This is a genomic window from Bacillus sp. FJAT-27986 (assembly GCF_001685035.1).
In the GTDB taxonomy this organism is placed as follows: domain Bacteria; phylum Bacillota; class Bacilli; order Bacillales; family Pradoshiaceae; genus Pradoshia.
On sequence record NZ_MAYV01000004.1, the window covers coordinates 20,032 to 44,802 of the forward strand.

A 24,771-nucleotide genomic window follows, 5' to 3' on the forward strand; every position below is an offset into this window, starting at 1 on the left:
TATATCACTGTTTATTAAAGAACTTCAGGAGCTAGTGAAACGATTTTCATGAAGTTGCTGTCGCGAAGTTCACGAGCAACAGGTCCAAAAATACGTGTTCCACGAGGGCTCTTGTCATCACGAATAATCACGCATGCATTTTCGTCGAATCGAATGTATGAACCATCTGTACGACGAACGCCGCGTTTAGTACGAACAACAACTGCCTTCACAACGTCACCTTTTTTAACAACGCCTCCTGGTGTTGCTTGTTTGACCGTACATACGATTACATCACCAATATTAGCTGTTTTTCTACCGGAACCGCCAAGAACTTTGATTGTAAGTACTTCACGAGCACCAGAGTTGTCAGCTACTTTCAAACGAGATTCCTGTTGAATCATCTGCGTAACCTCCCTTCGGAATTACTAAATCCGAAACATTTATATTAAATGATAACCGCTTTTTCTACAACTTCTACTAAACGGAAGCGTTTAGTTGCGGATAATGGGCGAGTTTCCATAATCTTAACGATATCGCCAACTTTTGCTTCATTCATTTCATCATGAGCTTTATATTTTTTGGAGTATTTCACGCGTTTGCCATACAAAGGATGTGTTTTCTTTGTTTCAACGACAACAGAGATTGTTTTATCCATTTTGTCAGAAACAACACGGCCAGTGTATACTTTGCGCTGGTTGCGTTCACTCATTGTGTGAACCTCCTCTCATTATCAATTGTTTACGTTGAGCTCTCTTTCACGTACAACTGTTTTCATACGTGCAATCGCTTTGCGAACTTCACGAATACGTGCAGGATTTTCTAATTGTCCTGTAGCAAGCTGGAAGCGAAGGTTAAAAAGCTCTTCTTTAAGTGCTTTAAGTTTTTGTTCTATTTCGGCAGTGGTTAAATCACGGATCTCATTAGATTTCATTTGCTTCACCACCAATTTCTTCACGTTTTACAAACTTGCATTTTACTGGAAGTTTGTGAGCTGCAAGACGAAGGGCTTCACGTGCTACCTCTTCAGATACTCCAGCGATTTCGAACATAATTTTACCAGGTTTTACTACTGCTACCCAACCTTCAGGTGCCCCTTTACCGGAACCCATACGTACTTCTAAAGGTTTTGCAGTGTATGGTTTGTGAGGGAAAATTTTAATCCAAACTTTACCGCCACGTTTCATATAACGAGTCATTGCGATACGAGCTGCTTCGATTTGACGGTTTGTGATCCAAGAAGCCTCAAGAGCTTGTAGACCGTATTCACCGAATGCTACTTCTGTACCGCCTTTTGCACGGCCTCTCATCTTTCCGCGGTGTTCACGGCGATGTTTTACGCGTTTAGGCAATAACATATTATTTTCCTCCTTCCACAGACTTCTTCTTGGTAGGAAGGACTTCTCCACGATAGATCCATACTTTTACTCCAAGCTTTCCGTAAGTAGTGTCCGCTTCTGCTGTAGCATAGTCGATGTCAGCGCGAAGAGTATGAAGTGGAACAGTTCCTTCACTGTAGTGTTCAGCACGAGCGATATCAGCTCCACCTAAACGTCCAGATACTTGAGTTTTGATACCTTTTGCACCAGCGCGCATTGCACGTTGGATAGTTTGTTTTTGTGCACGACGGAAAGATACACGGTTTTCTAATTGACGCGCGATATTTTCCGCTACTAATTTAGCGTCCAAATCAGCTCTCTTGATTTCAATGATGTTGATGTGAACACGTTTTTCAGTTAATTGATTAAGTGCTTTACGAAGCGCTTCAACTTCTGTACCACCTTTACCGATAACCATACCAGGTTTTGCAGTGTGGATAGAAATGTTCACGCGGTTTGCAGCACGTTCGATTTCGATTTTAGAAACAGATGCATCGTGAAGACGTTTCATAATGTACTCACGTACTTTAATGTCTTCGTGCAAAAGTTTAGCGTAGTCCTTTTCTGCGAACCATTTGGATTCCCAATCACGGATGATCCCGATACGCATACCGACCGGATTTACCTTTTGACCCACGGATTATCCCTCCTTCTTTTCTGATACAACGATTGTGATGTGGCTTGTGCGTTTGTTAATCGCGCTTGCACGACCCATTGCACGTGGACGGAAACGTTTAAGTGTTGGTCCTTCGTTAGCATAGGCTTCAGAAATGACAAGCGAGTTAACGTCCATATCGTAGTTGTGTTCTGCGTTTGCAACAGCAGATTTTAATACTTTTTCGATAACAGGGGAAGCTGCTTTCGGAGTTAAGTTAAGAATAGCAACTGCTTCGCCTACTTGCTTACCTCGGATTAGATCTAATACTAAACGAGCTTTACGAGGAGCAATACGAACTGTTCTAGCAACAGCTTTTGCTTGCATATTTATGCCCTCCTCTCTGATTAACGTCTTGTTTTCTTATCGTCTCCGGCATGACCTTTGTAAGCGCGAGTTGGTGCGAATTCACCGAACTTGTGGCCTACCATGTCTTCCGTTACATAAACTGGTACGTGTTTGCGTCCATCGTATACAGCAACTGTGTGTCCGATGAATTGTGGGAAGATTGTAGAACGTCTTGACCAAGTTTTGATAACTTGTTTCTTGTCAGCTTCATTCAATGCTTCAACCTTCTTGATGAGATGATCGTCAACAAATGGTCCTTTTTTTAGGCTGCGACCCATGTTTGTGCCTCCCTTCGTGATTGCTCTACGGTTCTACACGCGAACCGTAGTACAACCGCGTTATTTTTTACGACGACGAACAATAAATTTGTCTGATTTGTTTTTCTTTTTACGAGTCTTGAATCCAAGAGCTGGTTTGCCCCATGGAGTCATTGGAGATTTACGTCCGATAGGTGCTCTACCTTCACCACCACCGTGTGGGTGATCTACTGGGTTCATTACAGAACCACGTACAGTAGGGCGTTTACCTAACCAACGAGAACGTCCCGCTTTACCGATGTTGATAAGTTCGTGTTGCTCGTTACCAACTTGACCGATTGTTGCACGGCAAGTAGCAAGAATCATACGAACCTCTCCGGAATTAAGACGTACTAGTACGTAGCGTCCTTCTTTACCTAGAACTTGAGCAGAAGTACCTGCGGAACGAACTAATTGTCCTCCCTTGCCAGGTTTCAACTCGATATTGTGGATAACAGTACCCACTGGGATATTAATTAATGGAAGAGCATTACCTACTTTGATATCCGCTTCTGGTCCAGACATGATTTCCATGCCTACCACCAAGTTTTTCGGAGCAAGAATGTAACGTTTTTCCCCATCAACATAATTGATTAGTGCAATGTTAGCAGAACGGTTTGGATCGTACTCGATAGTAGCAACGCGTCCTGGAATGCCATCTTTATCACGTTTGAAATCAATGATACGGTATTGGCGCTTGTGACCGCCACCTTGATGACGAACAGTTAACTTACCTTGGTTGTTACGGCCACCTTTTCTGTGTAAAGGTGCTAATAATGATTTTTCCGGTTGATCCGTTGTAATTTCAGCGAAATCGGAAACAGTCATTCCGCGACGACCATTACTGGTAGGTTTATACTTTTTAATCGCCATGTTGTGTCCCTCCTTTTCTTTAGAAATTATGCTTCAAAGAATTCGATTTCTTTGCTATCAGCAGTTAGTTTAACAATCGCTTTACGGCGTTTGTTTGTATATCCAGCATGTTTACCCATGCGTTTGAATTTACCTTTGTAGTTCATAACGTTAACTTTTTCAACTTTAACTTCAAAGATTTCTTCAACAGCATCTTTGATTTGAGTTTTATTAGCTCTTACGTCAACTTCAAAAGTGTATTTTTTATCGGCCATGATGTCAGCTGAGCTTTCAGTAATGACGGGGCGCTTAATAATATCACGTGCTTCCATTATCCAAGCACCTCCTCTATTTTTTCAACAGCTGTTTTAGTCATGATTAACTTCTCATGCCCTACAACATCCAATACGTTAATAGCGTTAGCTTCAACGATTGTTACTCCCGGAATGTTACGACCGGAAAGTGCAACGTTTTCGTCTACATCCGCAGTTACGATCAACGCTTTTTTGTTTTCAGTATTCAAGCCTTTTAATACAGCTGTGAATTCTTTAGTTTTTGGTGCTTCAAAAGTTAAAGCATCAAGAACGATTACGTTTTCTTCGTTCACTTTAGCGGAAAGTACAGATTTAATAGCTAAACGACGTACTTTCTTAGGAAGTTTGTAAGAGTAGCTTCTTGGTGTTGGTCCGAATACCACACCACCACCACGCCATTGTGGGGAACGGATAGAACCTTGACGAGCACGTCCAGTTCCTTTTTGACGCCATGGTTTACGGCCACCGCCACTTACTTCAGAACGATTTTTAACTTTATGAGTTCCTTGGCGCAAAGACGCTCTTTGCATAAGGATTGCTTCAGTTACAACACTCTCATTTGGTTCAATACCAAATACTGATTCGTTAAGCTCGATATCGCCTACTTGAGAACCAGCTTGGTTTAAAAGAGCAATTTTCGGCATTGCGATTTTCCTCCTTTCTCGATAGATTAGTTCGCTTTAACCGCGCTTTTGATTTTAAGTAAAGCTTTTTTAGGTCCAGGAACGTTACCTTTGATAAGGATTACGTTACGTTCTGCATCAACCTTAACGATTTCAAGGTTTTGTACAGTGATTTGAGTTCCACCCATACGTCCAGCAAGTTTTTTGCCTTTGAATACGCGGTTTGGAGCAACTGGTCCCATTGAACCAGGACGACGATGGTAACGTGATCCGTGAGACATTGGGCCACGAGATTGGTTGTGACGCTTAATTGGTCCTTGGAAACCTTTACCTTTTGAGATTCCTGTTACATCAACGATTTCGCCTTCAGCGAAAAGATCTACCTTGACTTCTTGACCTACCTCATAGTTATTGAGATCTGCATCGCGAATTTCGCGAGCGAAGCGCTTAGGAGCAGTGTTCGCTTTAGCAGCGTGTCCTTGTTGTGGTTTGTTGTAAAGCATTTCGCGAAGATCTTCGTAACCTAGTTGGATAGCTTCGTAGCCATCATTTTCAACAGATTTCTTTTGAAGAACAACGTTTGGTACTGCTTCAACAACTGTTACCGGGATAAGTTCACCGTTCTCAGCGAATACTTGAGTCATACCGATTTTTCTACCTAAGATTCCTTTGGTCATGAGTCACACCTCCTAGTGTTTTCTTTTTTATTTTTATAGAACGATTATAATTTGATTTCGATATCTACGCCAGACGGCAAATCTAAACGCATTAGTGAATCTACAGTTTGTGGTGTAGGATTTACAATGTCGATTAGACGTTTGTGTGTGCGCATTTCGAATTGCTCACGAGAATCTTTGTATTTATGAACCGCACGTAGGATCGTGTACACGTTTTTCTCAGTCGGAAGTGGAATCGGACCGGAAACAGCTGCACCAGAACGTTTTGCAGTTTCTACAATTTTCTCAGCAGATTGATCAAGAATTCTGTGATCATATGCTTTTAAACGAATGCGAATCTTTTGTTTTGCCATTATTTTCCCTCCTTTATCGCCTATTTTGTAATAGACATTCTCCGTGGAAATCTCCTTACACACGCGCCATGGCAAAGCGGCCGGGTGTGTCAGCAACCTTCCACATCATCGCAATGAAAAGACCAACATTGTCTATTATACATTATACTTTCTGGGTATGCAACAGTTAAAAATAATTTCTTCTATCACACGAATATTAGTATACAATCTCACTTCTACTTTTTCAAGTTATCGTTCTTCTTTCCATAAATATACTAGCTTTCTCTTACATGTAAATAACAAAAGAGAGGGAAGCTTGTTCCTCTCTCACCACTCACCAACTGATTATTGTATGAGACCTCGTGCCAGTAACCACAATCTCTCTTCATTATTAAATTGTTTATAAGCCTTCTTATTTATGTGATCAAAGTCCACGAATTTTATGTACCTTGTATCACCCTTAATGCTCGCATCAGCTGCAGGAAGTATACATTGTTTTTCTTTAAGCCCTTTGGTTACGGCTACCTTTTCATCGAATTCTAATCCTGCCGTAATCTTTTTTTGTTTCAGCTTTCCCTTTTCAAGAAGCACCACATGATTTCCTGCCAAAGTTTTCTTTGGAAGAACTACTACATTGTTAAGTTCCTTCAATGTGATATCAGCAGCCACATGTGATCCGATTAAAATCTGACTCTCTGTACTTTCTTCTGATGATTCACTTAGATTTTCTGGTTGAATCGATATATTATAGAAGCTTTTATCTTTCTTATGATCCTCACTAAACGGAACATCACTTATTTTTATTACCTTGCCAGTAATCAATTTTGAATCCAAATGCTTTGGTTTAATGATGACCTCCTGATCCAGTTTTATTCGCTGGATGTCATCTTCCCCAACCAAAACGTCCACTACTAAAGAGGCTTGATTCATAATAGTCAATAACGGATTATCTGCTGTTCTGCTAAAATCATTCCTATGCACAATAGTTCCATCAATTTTACTTTCTATTGTAATTTGATCTTCAGCACTGTTGGCCATATCTATCTGTGTTTGATTTTCCTCTATTTGCAGCTCGATCATCTTAATTTCATATTCTATGTTTTTTATCTCATACTCCAATATTCGTGTGTTATCTAAATCCGGTTCTTTCTCCTCTTCTTCAACAGTCTGCAAGCTTTCATACTCTTGGACTTCTGACTGGAGCACGGATATATCTTCATTTAATTTATCTATTTTCATAGAGAGACGTTTGTTAGCATTTTCTAATTGTTTTATAACATCGCTGCTATCGTTATCTATAATGTAGGTTAGCAATGGCGTTCCTACTTGGACATCCTCTCCCTCTTCCACCAGGATCTCATCGAGCATCCCTCTAGGTTCTTCATAATAAATCTTATATATCTCAGAAGGCTCAGCCTTCCCTTCCGTTTGAAGCGTTTCCTTTAATGTACCTTTTTTCGTGATATAAGGGTCTGTAATAAGGACTGTACGATCAATTTTATCTATTTTGTAAATAATAATGGTATTTGTAAGTATAAATAAAAATACAGCTAAGGATACAAGAGACCATTTTTTCTCCCTAATGCTAAAATTCATATAATCACCTTCATGATTCTAAATAATGTATCCGTTGCACCATCCAGCAATATATATATTATCCAGGATAATGATACAGTTATAATCACTCTCTTTTTACTATAATCAAGTGACTTGTGGAAAATTCGATATTGAAGATAGCCTGCCAACAGTACAAATATAGTAATATTTGCAGCTAATTCTACCCAAAAGATCTGTGGTGTTAGCATTTGCGTCATGATCCCTAGACTAAATGGTGATGAGTGTTCAGGTACCCTGAGTAACAGCATAAATATTAGTTCTATTGTTTTCGCTATGAGCATCACTATTAAAGGAATAAGCTGAAGCTTCCACACTCCTCGAAATGAGAGGTCCTCAAATACGATCCAAAATAGTACTGTAAAATATAGTGTGAATAATAACGGATATAAGAGACCAGCAGCTAGTTTGCCAATGAAGTATAAAACCTTGGTCATTTCCCATCTGTTTTCTTTTACAGTCTCCATATATACTGACAAGTTTTCGCTGCCCAACCCTAGATATCCATAGACCCCAAATAAAATCGTACTAAATAGAAGTAATCCACCAAACCAAAGTATGTAATGAGTTTTTGTCATTACGCTTCTCATCTCGATGTTTGTTTCTCGAGGGTGAAGCATAGATTTTAACGTTCCTATCATCCTTTGTCCCCCACTAAAAATTTGCATATATCTATTGTATCTGATTTTTTACATCGTAGGAAGTTTATGGGTGTTAAATAATTTCAATTTTTTGTAAATAGCGTGGAGAATTGTGTATATGAGGTTGTATTAATAGATAAGGGTAGATATTTGCTGGGGAATGAATCCTAATATGAACAAATTAACGTATCCAACTTCCCACATTTCGCAGGAAAAAACAAAACAAAAAAACAGGCGGTTGTACACCCGCCTGTTTTAATAAGTAAGAATTATTCAGTAATGCTAGCAACTACGCCTGCGCCTACTGTACGTCCGCCTTCACGAATAGAGAACTTAGTTCCTTCTTCGATCGCAACTGGAGCAATTAGTTCAACAGACATTTCGATGTTGTCTCCAGGCATAACCATTTCAGTTCCTTCTGGAAGGTTTACAACACCAGTTACGTCAGTTGTACGGAAGTAGAATTGTGGACGGTAGTTAGAGAAGAATGGAGTGTGACGTCCGCCTTCTTCTTTAGACAATACGTAAACTTCTGCTTTGAATTTTGTGTGTGGGTTGATAGTACCTGGTTTAGCAAGTACTTGTCCACGTTGGATTTCTTCACGTGCTACACCACGAAGAAGAGCTCCGATGTTGTCACCAGCTTCAGCGTAATCAAGAAGCTTACGGAACATTTCTACACCTGTTACAGTTGTAGATTTTGGTTCTTCAGCAAGACCGATGATTTCGATAACGTCACCAACTTTAACTTGACCACGTTCAACACGGCCAGTAGCAACTGTTCCACGACCAGTGATAGAGAAAACGTCCTCTACTGGCATCATGAATGGTTTGTCAGTGTCACGAGTTGGAGTTGGGATGTATTCGTCAACAGCAGCCATAAGCTCGTTGATTTTTTCTTCCCACTCAGCTTCTCCTTCAAGAGCTTTAAGAGCAGAACCTTTGATTACTGGGATATCATCGCCAGGGAATTCGTATTCAGAAAGAAGGTCACGAATTTCCATTTCAACTAGTTCAAGAAGTTCTTCGTCATCAACCATGTCACATTTGTTCATGAATACAACAAGGTAAGGTACACCTACTTGACGAGAAAGAAGGATGTGCTCACGAGTTTGTGGCATTGGGCCGTCAGCAGCAGATACTACTAAGATACCGCCGTCCATTTGTGCTGCACCAGTGATCATGTTTTTAACATAGTCAGCGTGTCCTGGGCAGTCTACGTGTGCATAGTGACGAGTTTCAGTTTCATACTCAACGTGTGCAGTAGAGATTGTGATACCACGTTCTCTTTCTTCTGGAGCACCATCGATTTGGTCGTAAGCGCGAGCTTCAGCTCCACCTACTTTTGCAAGTACAGAAGTGATTGCAGCTGTTAAAGTTGTTTTACCATGGTCAACGTGACCGATTGTTCCGATATTAACATGTGGTTTAGAACGATCAAATTTAGCTTTTGCCATTTTAGGAATTTCCTCCTTTAATATAAGAAAATTGTTATTTTATACTATGTGCCAAGACAGTTGACAATGTCTTCTATCTTGGCTTACATAAGTAGTTATACTTTAATAAAGAATGAAAATCAATTATTCACCTTTATTTTTTTTGATAATCTCTTCAGCGATGCTCTTAGGAACTTCTTCGTAGTGATCGAAAGTCATAGAGAACACGCCACGTCCTTGAGTGTTGGAACGCAATGTTGTTGCGTAACCGAACATTTCAGATAGAGGTACCATAGCACGTACAACTTGTGCGTTACCGCGTGCTTCCATACCTTCTACACGTCCACGACGAGCTGTGATATTACCCATGATGTCACCCATGTACTCTTCAGGGATAACAACTTCAACGCTCATCATTGGCTCAAGGATAACTGGATTACATTTTTTCGCTGCATTTTTAAGTGCTAAAGATGCTGCTACTTTAAATGCCATCTCAGAGGAGTCAACGTCATGGTAAGAACCATCAAATAGTTTTGCTTTAATATCGATTAATGGGTAGCCAGCAAGTACACCGCGGTCAAGAGCGTCTTCTAGACCAGCTTGTACAGCAGGAACGTATTCACGTGGTACTACACCACCAACGATAGCATTTTCAAATTCGAAGCCTTTACCTTCTTCATTAGGTGAGAACTCGATCCAAACGTGACCGTATTGTCCACGTCCACCGGATTGACGAGCAAACTTACCTTCAACCTGTGCAGGTGTACGGAAAGTCTCACGGTAAGCAACCTGAGGTGCACCAACATTAGCTTCTACTTTAAACTCACGACGCATACGGTCAACAAGAATATCTAAGTGAAGCTCACCCATACCTTCGATGATAGTTTGACCAGTTTCTTGGTCAGTATGAGCGCGGAAAGTTGGATCTTCCTCTTGAAGCTTTTGAAGAGCAGTAGACATTTTGTCTTGGTCTGCTTTAGATTTAGGTTCAATTGAAAGAGAGATAACTGGCTCAGGGAATTCCATGGATTCCAAGATAACCAGGTTCTTTTCTTCACATAGAGTATCTCCAGTTGTAGTATCTTTTAGACCTACAGCAGCGGCGATATCCCCAGCGTGTACTTCTGAGATCTCTTGACGGGAGTTCGCATGCATTTGCAGGATACGTCCTACACGCTCGCGTTTTCCTTTAGTAGAGTTTTGTACGTATGAACCGGAGCTCAAAGTACCAGAGTATACACGGAAGAATGTTAATTTACCAACATAAGGGTCAGTCATAACTTTGAAAGCAAGCGCAGAGAATGGCTCGCTGTCATCAGCATGACGTTCAACTTCCTCATCTGTATCCGGTAGAATACCTTTGATTGCAGGTACATCTAATGGAGATGGAAGGTAGTCGATTACAGCATCTAGCATTAACTGAACACCTTTGTTTTTGAATGCAGAACCACAGATAACTGGGTAGAATTCAACGTTTACAGTACCTTTACGGATAGCTGCTTTCAATTCCTCTTTAGTGATTTCTTCACCGCCAAGGTATTTTTCCATTAATTCTTCGTCAAGTTCTGCTACTGCTTCTATTAACTTCTCACGGTATTCTTCTGCTATTGCCATGTGCTCTTCAGGAATTTCACGAACTTCGATATCAGTACCAAGGTCGTTACCATAGAATACTGCGTTCATTTCCACTAGGTCAATGATTGCTTCGAAGTCATCTTCAGCACCGATTGGTATCTGAATTGGGTGTGCATTCGCTTGAAGGCGTTCATGTAAAGTTTTTACGGAGTATAAGAAATCCGCACCGATTTTGTCCATTTTGTTAACAAAAACAACACGTGGTACTCCGTAAGTTGTAGCTTGGCGCCAAACTGTTTCAGTTTGTGGTTCAACACCGGATTGTGCATCTAGTACTGCTACCGCACCATCAAGTACACGAAGGGAACGTTCAACTTCAACTGTGAAGTCTACGTGTCCTGGTGTGTCGATGATATTTACACGGTGTTCTTTCCAAGCTGCTGTTGTTGCAGCAGATGTGATCGTGATTCCACGCTCTTGTTCTTGCTCCATCCAGTCCATTTGTGATGCACCTTCATGAGTTTCTCCAATTTTGTGGATACGACCTGTGTAGTAAAGAACGCGCTCAGTAGTCGTCGTTTTACCAGCATCGATATGAGCCATGATACCAATATTACGAGTTTTTTCTAAGGAGAACTCTCTAGCCATTGGGTCTTTCTCCTTCCTTGTGGATATAGATTTTTAGTAGTTTTGATTTTACCAACGATAGTGAGCGAAAGCTTTGTTAGCTTCAGCCATTTTATGTGTATCTTCGCGTTTCTTAACAGAAGCGCCAGTGTTATTAGCTGCATCCATGATTTCGTTAGCTAAGCGCTCTTCCATAGTTTTTTCACCACGAAGACGAGCATAGTTTACTAACCAACGAAGTCCTAGAGTAGTACGTCTGTCAGGGCGAACCTCAACTGGTACTTGGTAGTTAGCTCCACCTACACGGCGTGCTCTAACTTCTAGAACTGGCATGATATTTTTTAAAGCTTGATCGAAAACTTCCATTGGATCGTTACCAGTACGCTCTCTTACGATATCGAAAGAAGCATAAAGGATTTTTTGGGAAGTCCCTCTTTTTCCATCGATCATCATTTTGTTGATCAATTTTGTTACAAGCTTGGAATTATATATCGGATCAGGTAATACATCTCTTTTTGAAACAGGTCCTTTACGAGGCATATTTTGTTCCTCCTTTCAAAGAAGTAATTATTTTGGTTTTAAAATTATTTTTTAGCTGCTTTAGGTTTTTTCGTACCGTATTTAGAACGACCTTGCATACGGTTGTTAACGCCTGCAGTATCAAGAGCGCCACGCACGATGTGGTAACGTACCCCTGGAAGGTCTTTTACACGTCCTCCACGGATTAATACAACACTGTGCTCTTGCAAGTTGTGGCCGATACCAGGAATGTAAGCAGTAACCTCGATTCCATTAGTCAAACGTACACGCGCATATTTACGTAACGCGGAGTTTGGTTTCTTTGGAGTCATTGTACCAACACGAGTACATACCCCACGTTTTTGTGGAGATGATACGTTTGTTTGGGATTTCTTGAAGCTATTGTAACCTTTATTCAAAGCTGGAGACTTTGATTTTTCTTCTTTAGATTTACGTGGCTTACGTACCAATTGGTTAATAGTTGGCATGATGTTTCCTCCCTTCAAAATTGGTTCCCCTAGTCCCACACATCCAGGTGGTTCATAAAAGGGTAAAAACAAAGTTTTTGCATCAACTGCAAAAACAGTTTTCTATTTCATGATGACAACAGCTGCTGCTCCAACATCTATTTTGCATGCTTTTCCGAGCAACCTCATCGAGTCTACATAATCGATTGGAACGGAATACTCTTTAGCAGCATCAATTACTTTTGATGTGATTGTTGAATCAGCATCAAGAGCAATAATAACTGTTTCGGCATTTCCTGTTCGGAGAGCTTTCACTGTTTGTTTCGTCCCTATTATCAGGTTCTTTGCCTGAGATACTTTTTCATAAGACATCATTAATATCCTCCAAAGTAACAGGTTAATAGGAGCACCTTTGCTATAGTACCATTTATAAAACATAAATGTCAACAATCGCACGAAAAAAATTAATTTGTTACCCTTATTTACTTTATATATACAGAAGATTAGCCGGATTGATCATCCGGCTACCTCTTCTGATGTAGATTGGTTACTCAGCTGGAACCGTTTCTTCCTTTTGTTCAGTTAGAACCGGAACAGCTTTACGGTAACGATGCATACCTGTACCAGCAGGTATTAACTTACCGATAATAACGTTCTCTTTAAGTCCAAGCAATTCATCACGTTTTCCTTTAATCGCTGCATCTGTAAGGACACGAGTAGTTTCCTGGAAGGATGCGGCGGACAGGAAGGAATCCGTTTCAAGAGATGCTTTTGTAATACCAAGCAATAGCGGGCGTCCCGTAGCAGGATTTTTACCTTGAAGCAACGCCTCATGGTTTGCTTTTGTGAACTGATGAATATCCAGTAATGTTCCTGGCAATACATCGGTTTCTCCGGCATCGATAACACGAATTTTCTTAAGCATTTGACGAACCATAACCTCTACGTGTTTATCGCCAATTTCTACCCCTTGCATGCGGTATACTTTTTGCACTTCTTTTAACAGGTATTCCTGTACAGAACGTACATTTGTAACTTTAAGAAGTTCTTTTGGATCAATAGAACCTTCTGTAAGTTCCTGACCAGGAACAACTGTGTCATTTACATTCACTTTCAAGCGCGCAGAGTACGGAGCTGTATAAGAGCGGCTTTCCACTGCACCTTGAATTGTGATTTCCTGTTGTTTGTCACGGACTTCGTTAATCGCTGTAACCGTACCTTCGATTTCAGCAATAACTGCCTGCCCTTTAGGGTTACGTGCTTCAAACAACTCCTGAATACGCGGAAGACCTTGTGTAATGTCGTCTCCGGCAACCCCACCTGTATGGAAAGTACGCATTGTCAACTGTGTACCAGGTTCACCGATGGATTGAGCCGCGATGATACCGACTGCTTCACCAACTTCAACCTCTTGACCAGTTGCAAGGTTACGTCCGTAACATTTTTTACATACACCATGGCGAGTGTTACATGTAAACGCAGAGCGAATTGTCACTTCTTCAATACCAAGTTCTTCGATTTTTTGAGCAAGATCTTCAGTGAAGATTTCGTTCTCATTAATCAGAACTTCGCCTGTTTCAGGATGTTTAACTTTCTTCCTTGCATAACGTCCTACAAGACGTTCTTCAAGGCTTTCAATTGTTTCTGTACCATCTTTCAAAGCTCTTACTTCTAAGCCGCGATCTGTTCCACAGTCGTCTTCTCTAACGATAACATCCTGTGCAACATCGACCAGACGTCTTGTTAAGTAACCGGAATCGGCTGTTTTCAATGCTGTATCGGCAAGACCTTTACGCGCACCGTGAGTGGAGATGAAGTACTCCAATACTGTTAAGCCTTCACGGAAACTTGATTTGATTGGGAGCTCAATAATACGACCAGCCGGGTTGGCCATCAATCCACGCATACCCGCAAGCTGCGTAAAGTTAGATGCGTTACCACGGGCTCCGGAATCACTCATCATAAAGATTGGATTCAAGTGATGTAAGGATGCCATCAGTTTGCTTTGGATATCATCCTTCGCTTCACTCCAGATTGAGATAACACGGTCATAACGTTCTTCTTCTGTGATCAAACCACGTCTAAATTGTTTCATGACACTGTCTACTTTACCTTGAGCTTTTTCAAGAATTTCTTGTTTTTCAGGTAAAACGACGATATCTGCAACCCCTACAGTAATACCTGCACGAGTCGAATATTTAAATCCTAGATCCTTCATGCGGTCAAGCATTTTGGATGTCTCTGTTATTTTAAAACGTTTAAAGACTTCAGCAATAATGTTACCAAGAATTTTCTTCTTAAATGGTTGGATTCTCTCGCGATTCGCCAAGATCTCCTTCACATTTGCTCCCTTTTCAACAAAATATTTCTCTGGTGTTTTTTCTTCCAGATTGGATCTTGTTGGTTCGTTAATATAAGGGAAAGTTTCAGGAAGAATTTCATTGAATATCAATTTACCAACAGTAGTAAGCAATAATTGCTTATTCTGTTCTTCCGTAAACGTTTCGTTATTTAAAGAACTAGCATGTACAGCTACACGAGTGTGTAAGTGAACATATCCGTTTTGATAGGCAAGTACTGCTTCATTAGTGTCGTTGAAGATCATACCTTCTCCAACCGCACCCGGTCTTTCCATTGTCAGATAATAGTTACCAAGAACCATATCCTGGGATGGAGTTACAACCGGTTTACCATCCTTAGGGTTAAGGATGTTTTGCGCAGCTAGCATCAATAGACGGGCTTCCGCTTGTGCTTCTGCAGATAAAGGTACGTGAACAGCCATTTGGTCACCGTCAAAGTCAGCGTTATACGCTGTACATACTAACGGGTGAAGTCGAATAGCTCTACCTTCAACTAATGTTGGTTCGAACGCCTGGATTCCTAGACGGTGAAGTGTCGGGGCACGGTTTAATAGAACCGGATGCTCCTTAATTACTTCTTCAAGCACATCCCAAATATCAGGAGAATGTCTTTCGATCTTTCTCTTAGCTGATTTGATGTTATGAGCCAATCCTTTTTCAACAAGTTCTTTCATTACGAAAGGCTTGAATAGTTCGATTGCCATTTCCTTCGGCAAACCACATTGGTACATTTTCAAGTTTGGTCCTACAACGATAACGGAACGACCAGAATAGTCAACACGTTTACCGAGTAAGTTTTGACGGAAACGACCTTGTTTACCTTTAAGCATATGAGACAAAGACTTAAGCGGACGGTTACCAGGTCCTGTTACAGGACGGCCACGTCTACCGTTATCAATCAATGCGTCAACTGCTTCCTGAAGCATACGCTTTTCATTTTGAACAATGATGCTTGGAGCACCTAAATCAAGCAGACGTTTCAAACGATTGTTACGGTTGATTACTCTGCGATACAGGTCATTCAAGTCAGATGTTGCAAAACGGCCGCCATCCAATTGAACCATTGGACGAAGCTCAGGAGGAATAACCGGAAGTACATCCAGAATCATCCAAGAAGGTTCGTTACCTGAATGACGGAATGCTTCCAATACTTCAAGACGTTTAATCGCACGTGTACGGCGTTGTCCCTGAGCTGTTTTAAGCTCTTCTTTCAAGGATTCTACCTCTTTGTTAAGATCGATATCCTGAAGAAGCTTTTTAATGGATTCTGCACCCATCCCAGCTTGGAACTTGTTGCCGTATTTATCACGGTATGCACGGTATTCTTTTTCAGATAGAAGCTGCTTTCTCTCTAAAGCAGTATCTCCTGCTTCTGTAACAACGTAAGAAGCAAAATAAATTACTTCTTCCAAGGCACGCGGAGACATGTCAAGCAAAAGACCCATACGGCTTGGAATTCCTTTAAAGTACCAAATATGAGAAACCGGAGCAGCCAATTCAATATGGCCCATACGCTCACGTCTCACTTTAGCTCTAGTTACTTCAACACCACAACGGTCACAAACTACACCTTTGTAGCGTACTCTTTTATATTTACCGCAGTGGCATTCCCAGTCCTTTGTAGGACCGAAAATGCGCTCACAGAACAACCCATCTTTTTCAGGTTTAAGTGTACGGTAGTTTATAGTTTCTGGCTTTTTCACTTCTCCGAAAGACCAAGAGCGAATCTTATCCGGTGAAGCAAGGCCTATTTTCATATATTCAAAATTGTTTACATCCAACAAGGGGCCTACCTCCCTTTCCGTATCCCAATATCACTAAGGTTACTCGATTGTACCAACTGTTTCTGATTCGGGACTTTTCACATCAGGATCTATGGTTAATGTATCTGCTTGGTGAATATCGTCATCATCTTCCAGATCACGCATTTCAATTTCTTTATCATCACCAGAAAGAATCTTAACATCCATACCTAAACTTTGAAGTTCCTTGATTAAAACCTTGAAAGATTCCGGAACGCCCGGTTCAGGTACATTGTCACCTTTTACAATTGCTTCATAAGTTTTCACACGACCAACAACATCATCAGATTTAACTGTAAGGATTTCTTGAAGTGTGTATGCAGCACCATATGCTTCAAGTGCCCATACCTCCATCTCACCAAAACGCTGACCACCGAATTGAGCTTTACCACCCAATGGTTGTTGCGTAACAAGTGAGTAAGGTCCTGTTGAACGGGCATGAAGTTTATCATCAACCATGTGTGCCAGTTTGATCATATACATGACACCAACGGAAACACGGTTATCAAATGGTTCTCCAGTTCTGCCGTCATAAAGAATTGTTTTCGCATCGCGAGACATACCAGCCTCTTCGATTGTATCCCAAACATCTTCTTCACGCGCACCGTCAAATACAGGAGTTGCCACATGGATTCCAAGCTGTCTTGCAGCCATACCTAAGTGCAATTCCAATACCTGACCGATATTCATACGTGATGGTACCCCTAATGGGTTCAACATGATATCGACAGGTGTTCCATCCGGAAGGAAAGGCATATCTTCTTCAGGTAAAATTCGGGAGATAACCCCTTTGTTACCGTGACGACCGGCCATTTTATCTCCTTCATGGATCTTACGTTTCTGAACGATGTATACACGTACCAACTGGTTCACACCTGGTGGCAGTTCATCACCGTCTTCACGTGTAAAGACTTTAACATCATGGACAATTCCTCCACCGCCATGCGGTACACGGAGAGATGTGTCACGAACTTCACGAGCCTTCTCACCAAAGATTGCATGTAACAATCTTTCTTCTGCAGTCAGCTCCGTAACCCCTTTAGGAGTTACCTTACCAACTAGAAGGTCACCGTCTTTAACTTCGGCACCGATGCGAATGATTCCACGGTCATCCAAGTTGCGCAGGGCATCTTCCCCAACGTTTGGAATGTCACGTGTAATTTCTTCCGGTCCAAGTTTAGTATCACGAGCTTCAGATTCATATTCTTCGATATGAATAGAAGTATATACATCGTCTTTAACAAGACGTTCACTCATAATGATGGCATCCTCATAGTTATAACCATCCCATGTCATGAAGGCAACAAGTACGTTTTGGCCTAATGCCAATTCGCCAAGCTCCATGGACGGACCATCTGCAAGAATTTCTCCTTTAACAACACGGTCACCCGATTTAACGATCGGACGTTGGTTATAACATGTTCCTTGGTTAGAACGGATGAATTTAAGGGTACGGTATTTATCAAGATTACCTTTTACCTCTTCACCATCTACTTCACTAACACGTCTTACCCAGATTTCTCTGGCTTCCACGTGTTCTACGATTCCATCGTGCTTACAAATTACAGCAGCACCGGAATCTTTACCGGATACATATTCCATACCTGTACCAACAATTGGAGCCTGCGGACGAATAAGCGGAACCGCTTGACGTTGCATGTTCGCTCCCATAAGGGCACGGTTGGAGTCATCGTTTTCAAGGAACGGGATACAAGCTGTTGCAGCTGATACAACCTGTTTAGGTGATACGTCCATATAGTCAACGCGATCACGTTTAACAACTGTATTTTCACCACGGAAACGAGCTACAACTTCCTCGTTCATAAATCCACCATCTTCAGTTAGCGGGGCATTTGCCTGTGCCACTACATAAAGATCCTCTTCATCAGCAGTCAAGTAATCCATTCGATCAGTTACTTTGCCTGTCGCAGGGTCTACCCTTCTATATGGCGTTTCAATGAAACCGTATGGGTTTACTTTTGCGAATGTAGATAGTGAGTTAATCAAACCAATGTTTGGTCCCTCAGGTGTTTCAATTGGGCACATACGTCCATAGTGGGAATAGTGAACGTCACGAACTTCCATTCCGGCACGTTCCCTTGTTAAACCACCAGGTCCAAGTGCAGACAATCTCCGTTTATGTGTCAATTCAGCAAGTGGATTTGTTTGATCCATAAACTGAGACAACTGGGAGCTTCCAAAGAATTCTTTAATAGAAGCTATAACCGGGCGAATGTTAATAAGCTGCTGCGGTGTAATTGTGTTTGTATCCTGGATGGACATTCTCTCACGAACCACACGCTCCATACGGGATAAACCAATTCTGAATTGGTTTTGCAATAGCTCACCAACTGAACGCAGACGTCGGTTACCTAAATGATCGATATCATCTGTGTCGCCAACACCATGCAGTAAGTTAAAGAAGTAACTGATAGTAGATACAATATCAGCAGGTGTAATGTTTTTAACTTTCTTTTCTACATAAGCATTGCCGATAACATTAATTACTTTTTCACCTTCAGCATCGCTCGGTGCATAGATTTTTACATTTTGAACCAGTACATCTTCTTCCACGACTCCCCCAACAGGGTTGTACGTTTTGAAGCCAATCCCATTTTCTAAGTAAGGGATGATTTTATCGAGAGTACGGCGATCCAACAAAGTATCTTTTTCAACTAAGATTTCTCCTGTTTCAGGGTCCACCAAAGTTTCAGCTACTTTTTGGTTGAAAAGACGATTTTTTATATGAAGTTTCTTGTTAATTTTATAGCGTCCTACATTTGCCAAATCATATCTCTTCGGATCAAAGAAACGTGATACAAGCAAACTTTTCGCATTTTCGACCGTAGGTGGTTCACCTGGGCGAAGACGCTCATAGATTTCAAGCAAAGCTTTTTCTGTACTTTCAGTATTATCTTTTTCCAATGTGTTACGGATGTACTCGTTATCACCGATTAGATCGATGATTTCTTGATCAGAGCCGAATCCAAGAGCACGCAAAAGAACCGTTACCGGCAACTTCCTTGTACGATCGATTCTTACGTAAACTACATCTTTCGCGTCAGTTTCATATTCCAACCATGCTCCGCGGTTTGGAATTACGGTAGCTGTGAATCCACGCTTTCCGTTTTTATCAACCTTCCCGCTGTAGTATACACTCGGGGATCGTACTAATTGGGATACGATAACACGTTCGGCACCGTTTATAACAAACGTTCCCGTTTCCGTCATGAGAGGGAAATCACCCATAAAGACATCTTGGTCTTTAACTTCTCCCGTCTCTTTGTTTACAAGTCTTACTTTAACCCGTAATGGGGCGGAGTAGGTTACATCCCGCTCCTTAGATTCTTCCACAGGATATTTCGGGTCTCCGAGGCTATAATCGATAAACTCAAGAGACAGATTTCCTGTAAAATCCTCGATAGGGGAAATGTCCTGGAACATTTCTCTTAAGCCCTCATCAAGAAACCATTGATAGGAAGAGGTTTGAATTTCAATTAAATTCGGTAATTCGAGCACTTCGCTAATGCGCGCATAGCTCCGGCGTTGGCGATGTCGTCCATACTGAACAAGTTGACCTGTCAACTGATTCACCCCTCAAATAAAGCGTTTATGATAGAATTTATATTCCAACAGCCCTATACAAGCTGATAGAACAAAAAAGAAAAAGGGTTTCAATCTGAAAACCTCAATTTCAAAAACGCATAGTATTGGTTTATTTTTTCCATATTTTCCAGAACATATACACATTTATTTATTTCTTTACCAAAATGTGCAGGGTGTCCCAAATTATATATATGCATTTTTTAATATTAACATAGGCATATTGTCAAGTCAAACTTTTTTAGACTTCAAAATATAGTACCCTTTTTTCTTTATAATGACCTCCACGTTTCCAAAAACATCTTCCATTTTAGCCATTGCGGATGGAGCTCCCTGTTTCTTTTGAATGACAATCCACAACTCGCCGCCATCCTGTAAAACACTCTTACTTCTTTCAAGTATTTCATGAACTACTTTTTTTCCGGCTCTGATGGGCGGATTCGAAACAACCGCTGCAAACTCAGTTTCCGTAACATTTTGATAAACAGAACTCTCATAAATCTTAACATTTTTGATCTCATTGATTCGAGCATTTTCCCCTGACAAATGGAGAGCTCTTTCATTCACATCTACCATATGAATTGTTCTGTCAGAAAAAGAATCAGCCAAAGATAAACCTATCGGGCCATATCCACAGCCGACATCAATGATTGGCTGTTTGCCGGAAGCCTCAGGTTCCACGAAGGCCTCGATTAACAATCTTGAACCAAAATCAACCTCACGTTTAGAAAAAACACCAGCATCTGTTTTAAAACGAAATGTCTTCCCTCTTAAAGTATAGCTCCATTCATCAGGATTACTATCAACCTGAGGATTGCGGGAATAATAATGATCTGACAACCCAGATCCCTCCTGACCAATTGCATTTCGGATCGTTTTAACGAAAACCTAAATTCCAACTTTTATTTCTAAAGTCAGAAAAAGCCCGCTGTATTTGCAGCGAGCCTTTTCATATGATGTGTGTAAAATTACTTAACTTCTACACCAGCGCCAACTTCTTCAAGTTTAGCTTTGATTTCTTCAGCTTCGTCTTTAGAAACGCCTTCTTTGATAGCTTTAGGAGTGTTATCAACAACTTCTTTAGCTTCTTTAAGACCAAGGCCAGTGATTTCACGTACTACTTTGATAACTTTGATTTTTTGATCTCCAGCGCTAGCTAGAACAACATCAAATTCAGTTTTTTCAGCTGCAGCTTCTCCGCCAGCAGCACCAACCATAGCTACAGGAGCAGCTGCAGTTACGCCAAATTCTTCTTCAATTGCTTTTACAAGATCGTTAAGTTCCAAAACAGTCATATTTTTAACTGCTTCAATGATTTGTTCTTTAGTCATTATAAGTTCCTCCTTAGTTTTTAATAAATCGTTGTATACGTATTTCTAATCAAGAAGCAATTAAGCTCCTTGTTCTTCTTTTTGTTCTGCCACTGCTTTTGTAGCAAGTGCCAAGTTGCGGATAGGTGCTTGAAGCACGCTGAGCAACATAGAAAGCAAACCTTCGCGAGATGGAAGTTCTGCAAGAGCTTTAACTTCTTCAACAGTTGCAACGTTTCCTTCGATTACACCTGCTTTAATTTCTAGAGCTTCGTGTTTTTTAGCGAAGTCGTTCAAGATTTTAGCCGGAGCTACAACGTCCTCAGTACTGAATGCAATCGCATTTGGTCCAGTAAGAGCTTCGTTAAGGTCAGAAAGTTCAACTTGATCAGCAGCACGGCGAGTCATGGAGTTTTTGTAAACTTTGAACTCGATGCCAGCTTCGCGTAATTGTTTACGAAGTTCTGTAACTTCAGCAACGTTTAAACCACGGTAGTCAACAACAACTGTGGATACACTGTCTTTCAGTTTACCAGCGATTTCATCAACAATTTGTTTCTTTGCATTAACATTATTCGCATTGCTCATATTAACACCTCCTGTAGAATGTTACCATTCACACCCGTAAAAAAACCTCCATATCATGACAGACATGGAGGTACGATGATAGTCCGAACAAAATAGTTCTATTATGATCGAATACCTCGGCAGGAAATTAAGCTTTAACCGCACCTGCTGTCTATGGCATAAATGTTAAATTATTTATAACAACATTTGTAATTATATTAAATAACTACCCTGTTGTCAAATTTTATTTTTTAGCTTAGAAAGAAGATGGATCTACCTTGATTCCAGGTCCCATAGTTGTAGTAACAGCTACATTCTTCATATAAGTTCCTTTAGCTGCTGCTGGCTTCGCTTTTTGAAGAGTTTCAAAAATTGTAGTGAAGTTTTCAACTAGCTTGCTATCTTCGAAGGAAACTTTTCCGATAGGAACATGAATGTTACCTGCTTTATCAACACGGTATTCTACTTTACCAGCTTTAATTTCATTGATTGCTTTTTCAACATCAAATGTAACAGTTCCTGTTTTAGGGTTTGGCATTAAACCTTTAGGTCCTAATACACGACCTAATTTACCAACTTCACCCATCATATCAGGTGTTGCTACGATAACATCAAAGTCAAACCAACCTTGTTGGATTTTGTTGATGTAGTCAGTATCTCCAACATAATCAGCACCTGCAGCTTCAGCTTCTTTAAGCTTTTCACCTTTAGCAAATACTAATACACGTTGTGTTTTACCAGTACCGTTTGGAAGTACAACCGCTCCACGGATTTGTTGATCAGCTTTCTTAGGATCAACTCCAAGACGGAATGCTACTTCTACAGTTGCATCAAATTTAGTGAAGCTTGTTTTCTTCGCTAATTCAATTGCTTCTGTTACGGAATAAGCTTTTGTACGATCGATAAGCTGAATAGCTTCAGCGTATTTTTTAGTTTTCTTAGCCATTATTATATCCTCCTAATATTGTGGTTTTAACGGAATTGACCTCCCACGAAAAAGGTTGCGATGTACCGTACATTCGCAACCTCCATACAACAATTAGTCTTCGATGACAATTCCCATACTGCGTGCAGTACCTTCTACCATACGCATAGCTGATTCAACACTTGCTGCATTTAAGTCAGGCATTTTGGATTCAGCGATTTCACGTACTTTGTCACGCTTAACTGTTGCCACTTTATTACGGTTTGGTTCACCAGAACCAGACTCAATTCCTGCTGCTTTCTTAAGAAGAACAGCCGCTGGAGGAGTTTTTGTAATAAAAGTGAAAGAACGGTCTTCAAATACTGTGATTTCAACAGGAATGATTAGACCTGCTTGTTCTGCTGTACGAGCATTAAACTCTTTACAGAAACCCATGATGTTAACACCTGCTTGACCCAATGCTGGACCAACCGGTGGAGCTGGATTAGCTTTAGCTGCAGGAATCTGCAATTTCACGATTTTAATTACTTTTTTAGCCACGAGACACACCTCCTTATCGTCCGTGATGTGGTAATTGGGCTTTGCCCTCCCACTCAAATATACAATCATTCTTTATTTCACTCATAAAGAATTTACCATTAGTTCAGGTCTCTGTCTTGAGACATACTGACCCTAGAAATATTATCACTTTTTAATATGAAAGGCAAGTTTTTCAGGATTATAATTTTTCCACCTGGTCAAAATCCAATTCAACCGGGGTATCGCGGCCAAACATATTAACAAGAACTTTCAGTTTACCCTTAGCCTTGTCCAACTCTTCTATTGTACCAGCAAATTCAGCGAAAGGACCTTCCTTAACTTTAACTGAATCGCCAATAAACAAATCGATTTCAATTCTTTTTTCGTCCATACCCATTCTTTTCAGAATCACTGCTGCTTCTTCAGGCATTAACGCAACCGGCTTAGAACCTGATCCAGTCGAACCTACAAACCCAGTTACACCTGGTGTATTGCGGACAACATACCAAGAATCGTCTGTCATAACAATTTCCACGAGTACATATCCTGGGAATACCTTTTTCTTAACTACTTTCTTCTTACCATTTTTGAAATCAGTTTCTTCTTCTTCCGGAACAATGACACGGAAGATCTTATCTTGCATACCCATTGACTCTACACGTTTTTCCAAGTTCGCTTTAACTTTATTTTCATATCCGGAATACGTATGAACAACATACCAATTTTTCTCCATATTCTATTAGGACTAAACGTCCTTCCCTCCTTGCAAACAGTGATATTCAAATATATCTTGTCAGCTGTTATTTTTTAATTTTTGCGCAAATTTTAAATCCAGCAGATTCCTGCTAAGTATCGAATCTATTTTTTAGACAAATTAAAAAACCCGTTTCCGGGCTTTCAAGTCTTTTCTTATGCTAGTTTTCATTATACCATGTTTTGTGCTGTTTATTCACTATTTAAGAATGACACGAATAAGTTCGGATAACCCTAGATCAATAACCGCAAAAAACACTGCCATAATGATGACTGTTGATAAAACAGTTATCGTATAGGTTGTAAGCTCTTTTTTCTTAGGCCAGCTTACCTTTTTCATTTCTCGAGAAACGCCTCGGAAGAATTCTAGAATGCGTCGCATTAATTTGAAACCTCCAGCCAATACAGTTTTACAATCCAAATCATTAGATTGTTTGTTTATGAGGTGTGTGCGTATTACAAGTTTTACAAAATTTATTTAGCTCCAGTCGCACCTTTTCTTGGTTAGACTGGTTATGATTCGTTGAATAGTTCCTTGAACCGCATTTTGTACATGCGATGATAACTTTTTTATTCATAAAAATGCACCTTTATTTTA

General features: G+C 40.5%; 29 protein-coding genes and 1 other annotated feature. All 29 genes read right to left on the minus strand.

What is annotated here, in order from left to right; translation table 11 throughout:
• Positions 1-14 precede the first annotated feature (14 nt).
• The 29 genes from rplN to rpmG all read right to left on the minus strand — a co-directional run bounded on the left by rplN (position 15) and on the right by rpmG (position 24,751).
• The gene (gene rplN / locus A8L44_RS05725; RefSeq protein WP_066102954.1) at positions 15-383 is read right to left on the minus strand and encodes a 50S ribosomal protein L14; all 369 of its coding nucleotides are present in this window, start codon (positions 381-383) and stop codon (positions 15-17) included.
• 44 nt (positions 384-427) lie between these two features.
• Complete coding sequence (gene rpsQ, locus A8L44_RS05730; RefSeq protein WP_066102957.1) at positions 428-691, minus strand: 30S ribosomal protein S17; 264 nt, start codon at positions 689-691, stop codon at positions 428-430.
• Positions 692-712: 21 nt separating this feature from the next.
• Complete coding sequence (rpmC, locus tag A8L44_RS05735; RefSeq protein ID WP_066102959.1) at positions 713-913, minus strand: 50S ribosomal protein L29; 201 nt, start codon at positions 911-913, stop codon at positions 713-715.
• Complete coding sequence (gene rplP / locus A8L44_RS05740; protein WP_066102961.1) at positions 903-1,337, minus strand: 50S ribosomal protein L16; 435 nt, start codon at positions 1,335-1,337, stop codon at positions 903-905. The genes rpmC and rplP overlap by 11 nt, the downstream gene beginning before the upstream one ends.
• A 1-nt stretch (position 1,338) precedes the next feature.
• Complete coding sequence (gene rpsC, locus A8L44_RS05745) at positions 1,339-1,995, minus strand: 30S ribosomal protein S3 (protein ID WP_066102964.1); 657 nt, start codon at positions 1,993-1,995, stop codon at positions 1,339-1,341.
• 3 nt (positions 1,996-1,998) lie between these two features.
• Positions 1,999-2,340, minus strand: coding sequence for a 50S ribosomal protein L22 (rplV, locus tag A8L44_RS05750; protein WP_066102967.1), 342 nt, complete (start codon positions 2,338-2,340; stop codon positions 1,999-2,001).
• A gap of 20 nt (positions 2,341-2,360) precedes the next feature.
• Positions 2,361-2,639, minus strand: coding sequence for a 30S ribosomal protein S19 (rpsS, locus tag A8L44_RS05755; RefSeq protein WP_066102971.1), 279 nt, complete (start codon positions 2,637-2,639; stop codon positions 2,361-2,363).
• 60 nt (positions 2,640-2,699) lie between these two features.
• Positions 2,700-3,530 (minus strand): 50S ribosomal protein L2, encoded by an 831-nt coding sequence (gene rplB / locus A8L44_RS05760; RefSeq protein WP_066102974.1) that lies wholly within the window; start codon positions 3,528-3,530, stop codon positions 2,700-2,702.
• Positions 3,531-3,556: 26 nt separating this feature from the next.
• The gene (rplW, locus tag A8L44_RS05765; RefSeq protein WP_066102977.1) at positions 3,557-3,841 is read right to left on the minus strand and encodes a 50S ribosomal protein L23; all 285 of its coding nucleotides are present in this window, start codon (positions 3,839-3,841) and stop codon (positions 3,557-3,559) included.
• The gene (gene rplD, locus A8L44_RS05770) at positions 3,841-4,467 is read right to left on the minus strand and encodes a 50S ribosomal protein L4 (protein ID WP_066102980.1); all 627 of its coding nucleotides are present in this window, start codon (positions 4,465-4,467) and stop codon (positions 3,841-3,843) included. The genes rplW and rplD overlap by 1 nt, the downstream gene beginning before the upstream one ends.
• Positions 4,468-4,493: 26 nt before the next feature.
• Positions 4,494-5,123: a 50S ribosomal protein L3 gene (gene rplC / locus A8L44_RS05775; protein ID WP_066102983.1), complete on the minus strand. Its 630-nt coding sequence runs from the start codon at positions 5,121-5,123 to the stop codon at positions 4,494-4,496.
• Positions 5,124-5,167: 44 nt separating this feature from the next.
• Positions 5,168-5,476 (minus strand): 30S ribosomal protein S10, encoded by a 309-nt coding sequence (rpsJ, locus tag A8L44_RS05780; RefSeq protein WP_066102989.1) that lies wholly within the window; start codon positions 5,474-5,476, stop codon positions 5,168-5,170.
• A gap of 324 nt (positions 5,477-5,800) precedes the next feature.
• Positions 5,801-7,051: an efflux RND transporter periplasmic adaptor subunit gene (locus tag A8L44_RS05785; RefSeq protein WP_066102993.1), complete on the minus strand. Its 1,251-nt coding sequence runs from the start codon at positions 7,049-7,051 to the stop codon at positions 5,801-5,803.
• Positions 7,048-7,710 (minus strand): hypothetical protein, encoded by a 663-nt coding sequence (locus A8L44_RS05790; protein WP_066102996.1) that lies wholly within the window; start codon positions 7,708-7,710, stop codon positions 7,048-7,050. The genes A8L44_RS05785 and A8L44_RS05790 overlap by 4 nt, the downstream gene beginning before the upstream one ends.
• Positions 7,711-7,979: 269 nt before the next feature.
• Positions 7,980-9,167, minus strand: a complete 1,188-nt coding sequence (gene tuf, locus A8L44_RS05795; protein ID WP_066102999.1) for an elongation factor Tu — start codon at positions 9,165-9,167, stop codon at positions 7,980-7,982.
• 123 nt (positions 9,168-9,290) lie between these two features.
• The gene (gene fusA / locus A8L44_RS05800) at positions 9,291-11,369 is read right to left on the minus strand and encodes an elongation factor G (protein WP_066103001.1); all 2,079 of its coding nucleotides are present in this window, start codon (positions 11,367-11,369) and stop codon (positions 9,291-9,293) included.
• A 48-nt stretch (positions 11,370-11,417) separates the two neighbouring features.
• Positions 11,418-11,888, minus strand: coding sequence for a 30S ribosomal protein S7 (gene rpsG / locus A8L44_RS05805; protein WP_066103004.1), 471 nt, complete (start codon positions 11,886-11,888; stop codon positions 11,418-11,420).
• Positions 11,889-11,932: 44 nt separating this feature from the next.
• Positions 11,933-12,355: a 30S ribosomal protein S12 gene (gene rpsL / locus A8L44_RS05810; RefSeq protein ID WP_049672552.1), complete on the minus strand. Its 423-nt coding sequence runs from the start codon at positions 12,353-12,355 to the stop codon at positions 11,933-11,935.
• 102 nt (positions 12,356-12,457) lie between these two features.
• Positions 12,458-12,706: a 50S ribosomal protein L7ae-like protein gene (locus tag A8L44_RS05815; protein ID WP_066103006.1), complete on the minus strand. Its 249-nt coding sequence runs from the start codon at positions 12,704-12,706 to the stop codon at positions 12,458-12,460.
• A 175-nt stretch (positions 12,707-12,881) separates the two neighbouring features.
• Positions 12,882-16,478 carry a DNA-directed RNA polymerase subunit beta' gene (gene rpoC / locus A8L44_RS05820; protein WP_066103009.1) on the minus strand — a complete coding sequence of 1,199 codons (3,597 nt, stop codon included), beginning with the start codon at positions 16,476-16,478 and terminating at the stop codon, positions 12,882-12,884.
• A gap of 39 nt (positions 16,479-16,517) precedes the next feature.
• On the minus strand, positions 16,518-20,081 hold the full coding sequence (gene rpoB, locus A8L44_RS05825; protein WP_066103012.1) for a DNA-directed RNA polymerase subunit beta: 3,564 nt from the start codon (positions 20,079-20,081) through the stop codon (positions 16,518-16,520).
• A gap of 249 nt (positions 20,082-20,330) precedes the next feature.
• The gene (locus A8L44_RS05830; protein WP_066103016.1) at positions 20,331-20,939 is read right to left on the minus strand and encodes a class I SAM-dependent methyltransferase; all 609 of its coding nucleotides are present in this window, start codon (positions 20,937-20,939) and stop codon (positions 20,331-20,333) included.
• Positions 20,940-21,067: 128 nt separating this feature from the next.
• Positions 21,068-21,430: a 50S ribosomal protein L7/L12 gene (gene rplL / locus A8L44_RS05835; protein ID WP_066103019.1), complete on the minus strand. Its 363-nt coding sequence runs from the start codon at positions 21,428-21,430 to the stop codon at positions 21,068-21,070.
• Positions 21,431-21,490: 60 nt separating this feature from the next.
• A complete protein-coding gene (gene rplJ, locus A8L44_RS05840) occupies positions 21,491-21,997 on the minus strand; it encodes a 50S ribosomal protein L10 (protein ID WP_066103022.1) in 507 nt (168 codons plus the stop codon).
• A gap of 30 nt (positions 21,998-22,027) precedes the next feature.
• Positions 22,028-22,172 (minus strand) — a sequence feature (ribosomal protein L10 leader region).
• 60 nt (positions 22,173-22,232) lie between these two features.
• Positions 22,233-22,922 (minus strand): 50S ribosomal protein L1, encoded by a 690-nt coding sequence (rplA, locus tag A8L44_RS05845; protein WP_066103025.1) that lies wholly within the window; start codon positions 22,920-22,922, stop codon positions 22,233-22,235.
• A 93-nt stretch (positions 22,923-23,015) separates the two neighbouring features.
• A complete protein-coding gene (rplK, locus tag A8L44_RS05850) occupies positions 23,016-23,441 on the minus strand; it encodes a 50S ribosomal protein L11 (protein ID WP_066103028.1) in 426 nt (141 codons plus the stop codon).
• 178 nt (positions 23,442-23,619) lie between these two features.
• Positions 23,620-24,153, minus strand: a complete 534-nt coding sequence (gene nusG / locus A8L44_RS05855; RefSeq protein WP_066103031.1) for a transcription termination/antitermination protein NusG — start codon at positions 24,151-24,153, stop codon at positions 23,620-23,622.
• A 219-nt stretch (positions 24,154-24,372) separates the two neighbouring features.
• A complete protein-coding gene (secE, locus tag A8L44_RS05860; protein ID WP_066103034.1) occupies positions 24,373-24,555 on the minus strand; it encodes a preprotein translocase subunit SecE in 183 nt (60 codons plus the stop codon).
• Positions 24,556-24,598: 43 nt separating this feature from the next.
• Positions 24,599-24,751, minus strand: a complete 153-nt coding sequence (rpmG, locus tag A8L44_RS18440) for a 50S ribosomal protein L33 (protein WP_077248002.1) — start codon at positions 24,749-24,751, stop codon at positions 24,599-24,601.
• Positions 24,752-24,771 lie beyond the last annotated feature (20 nt).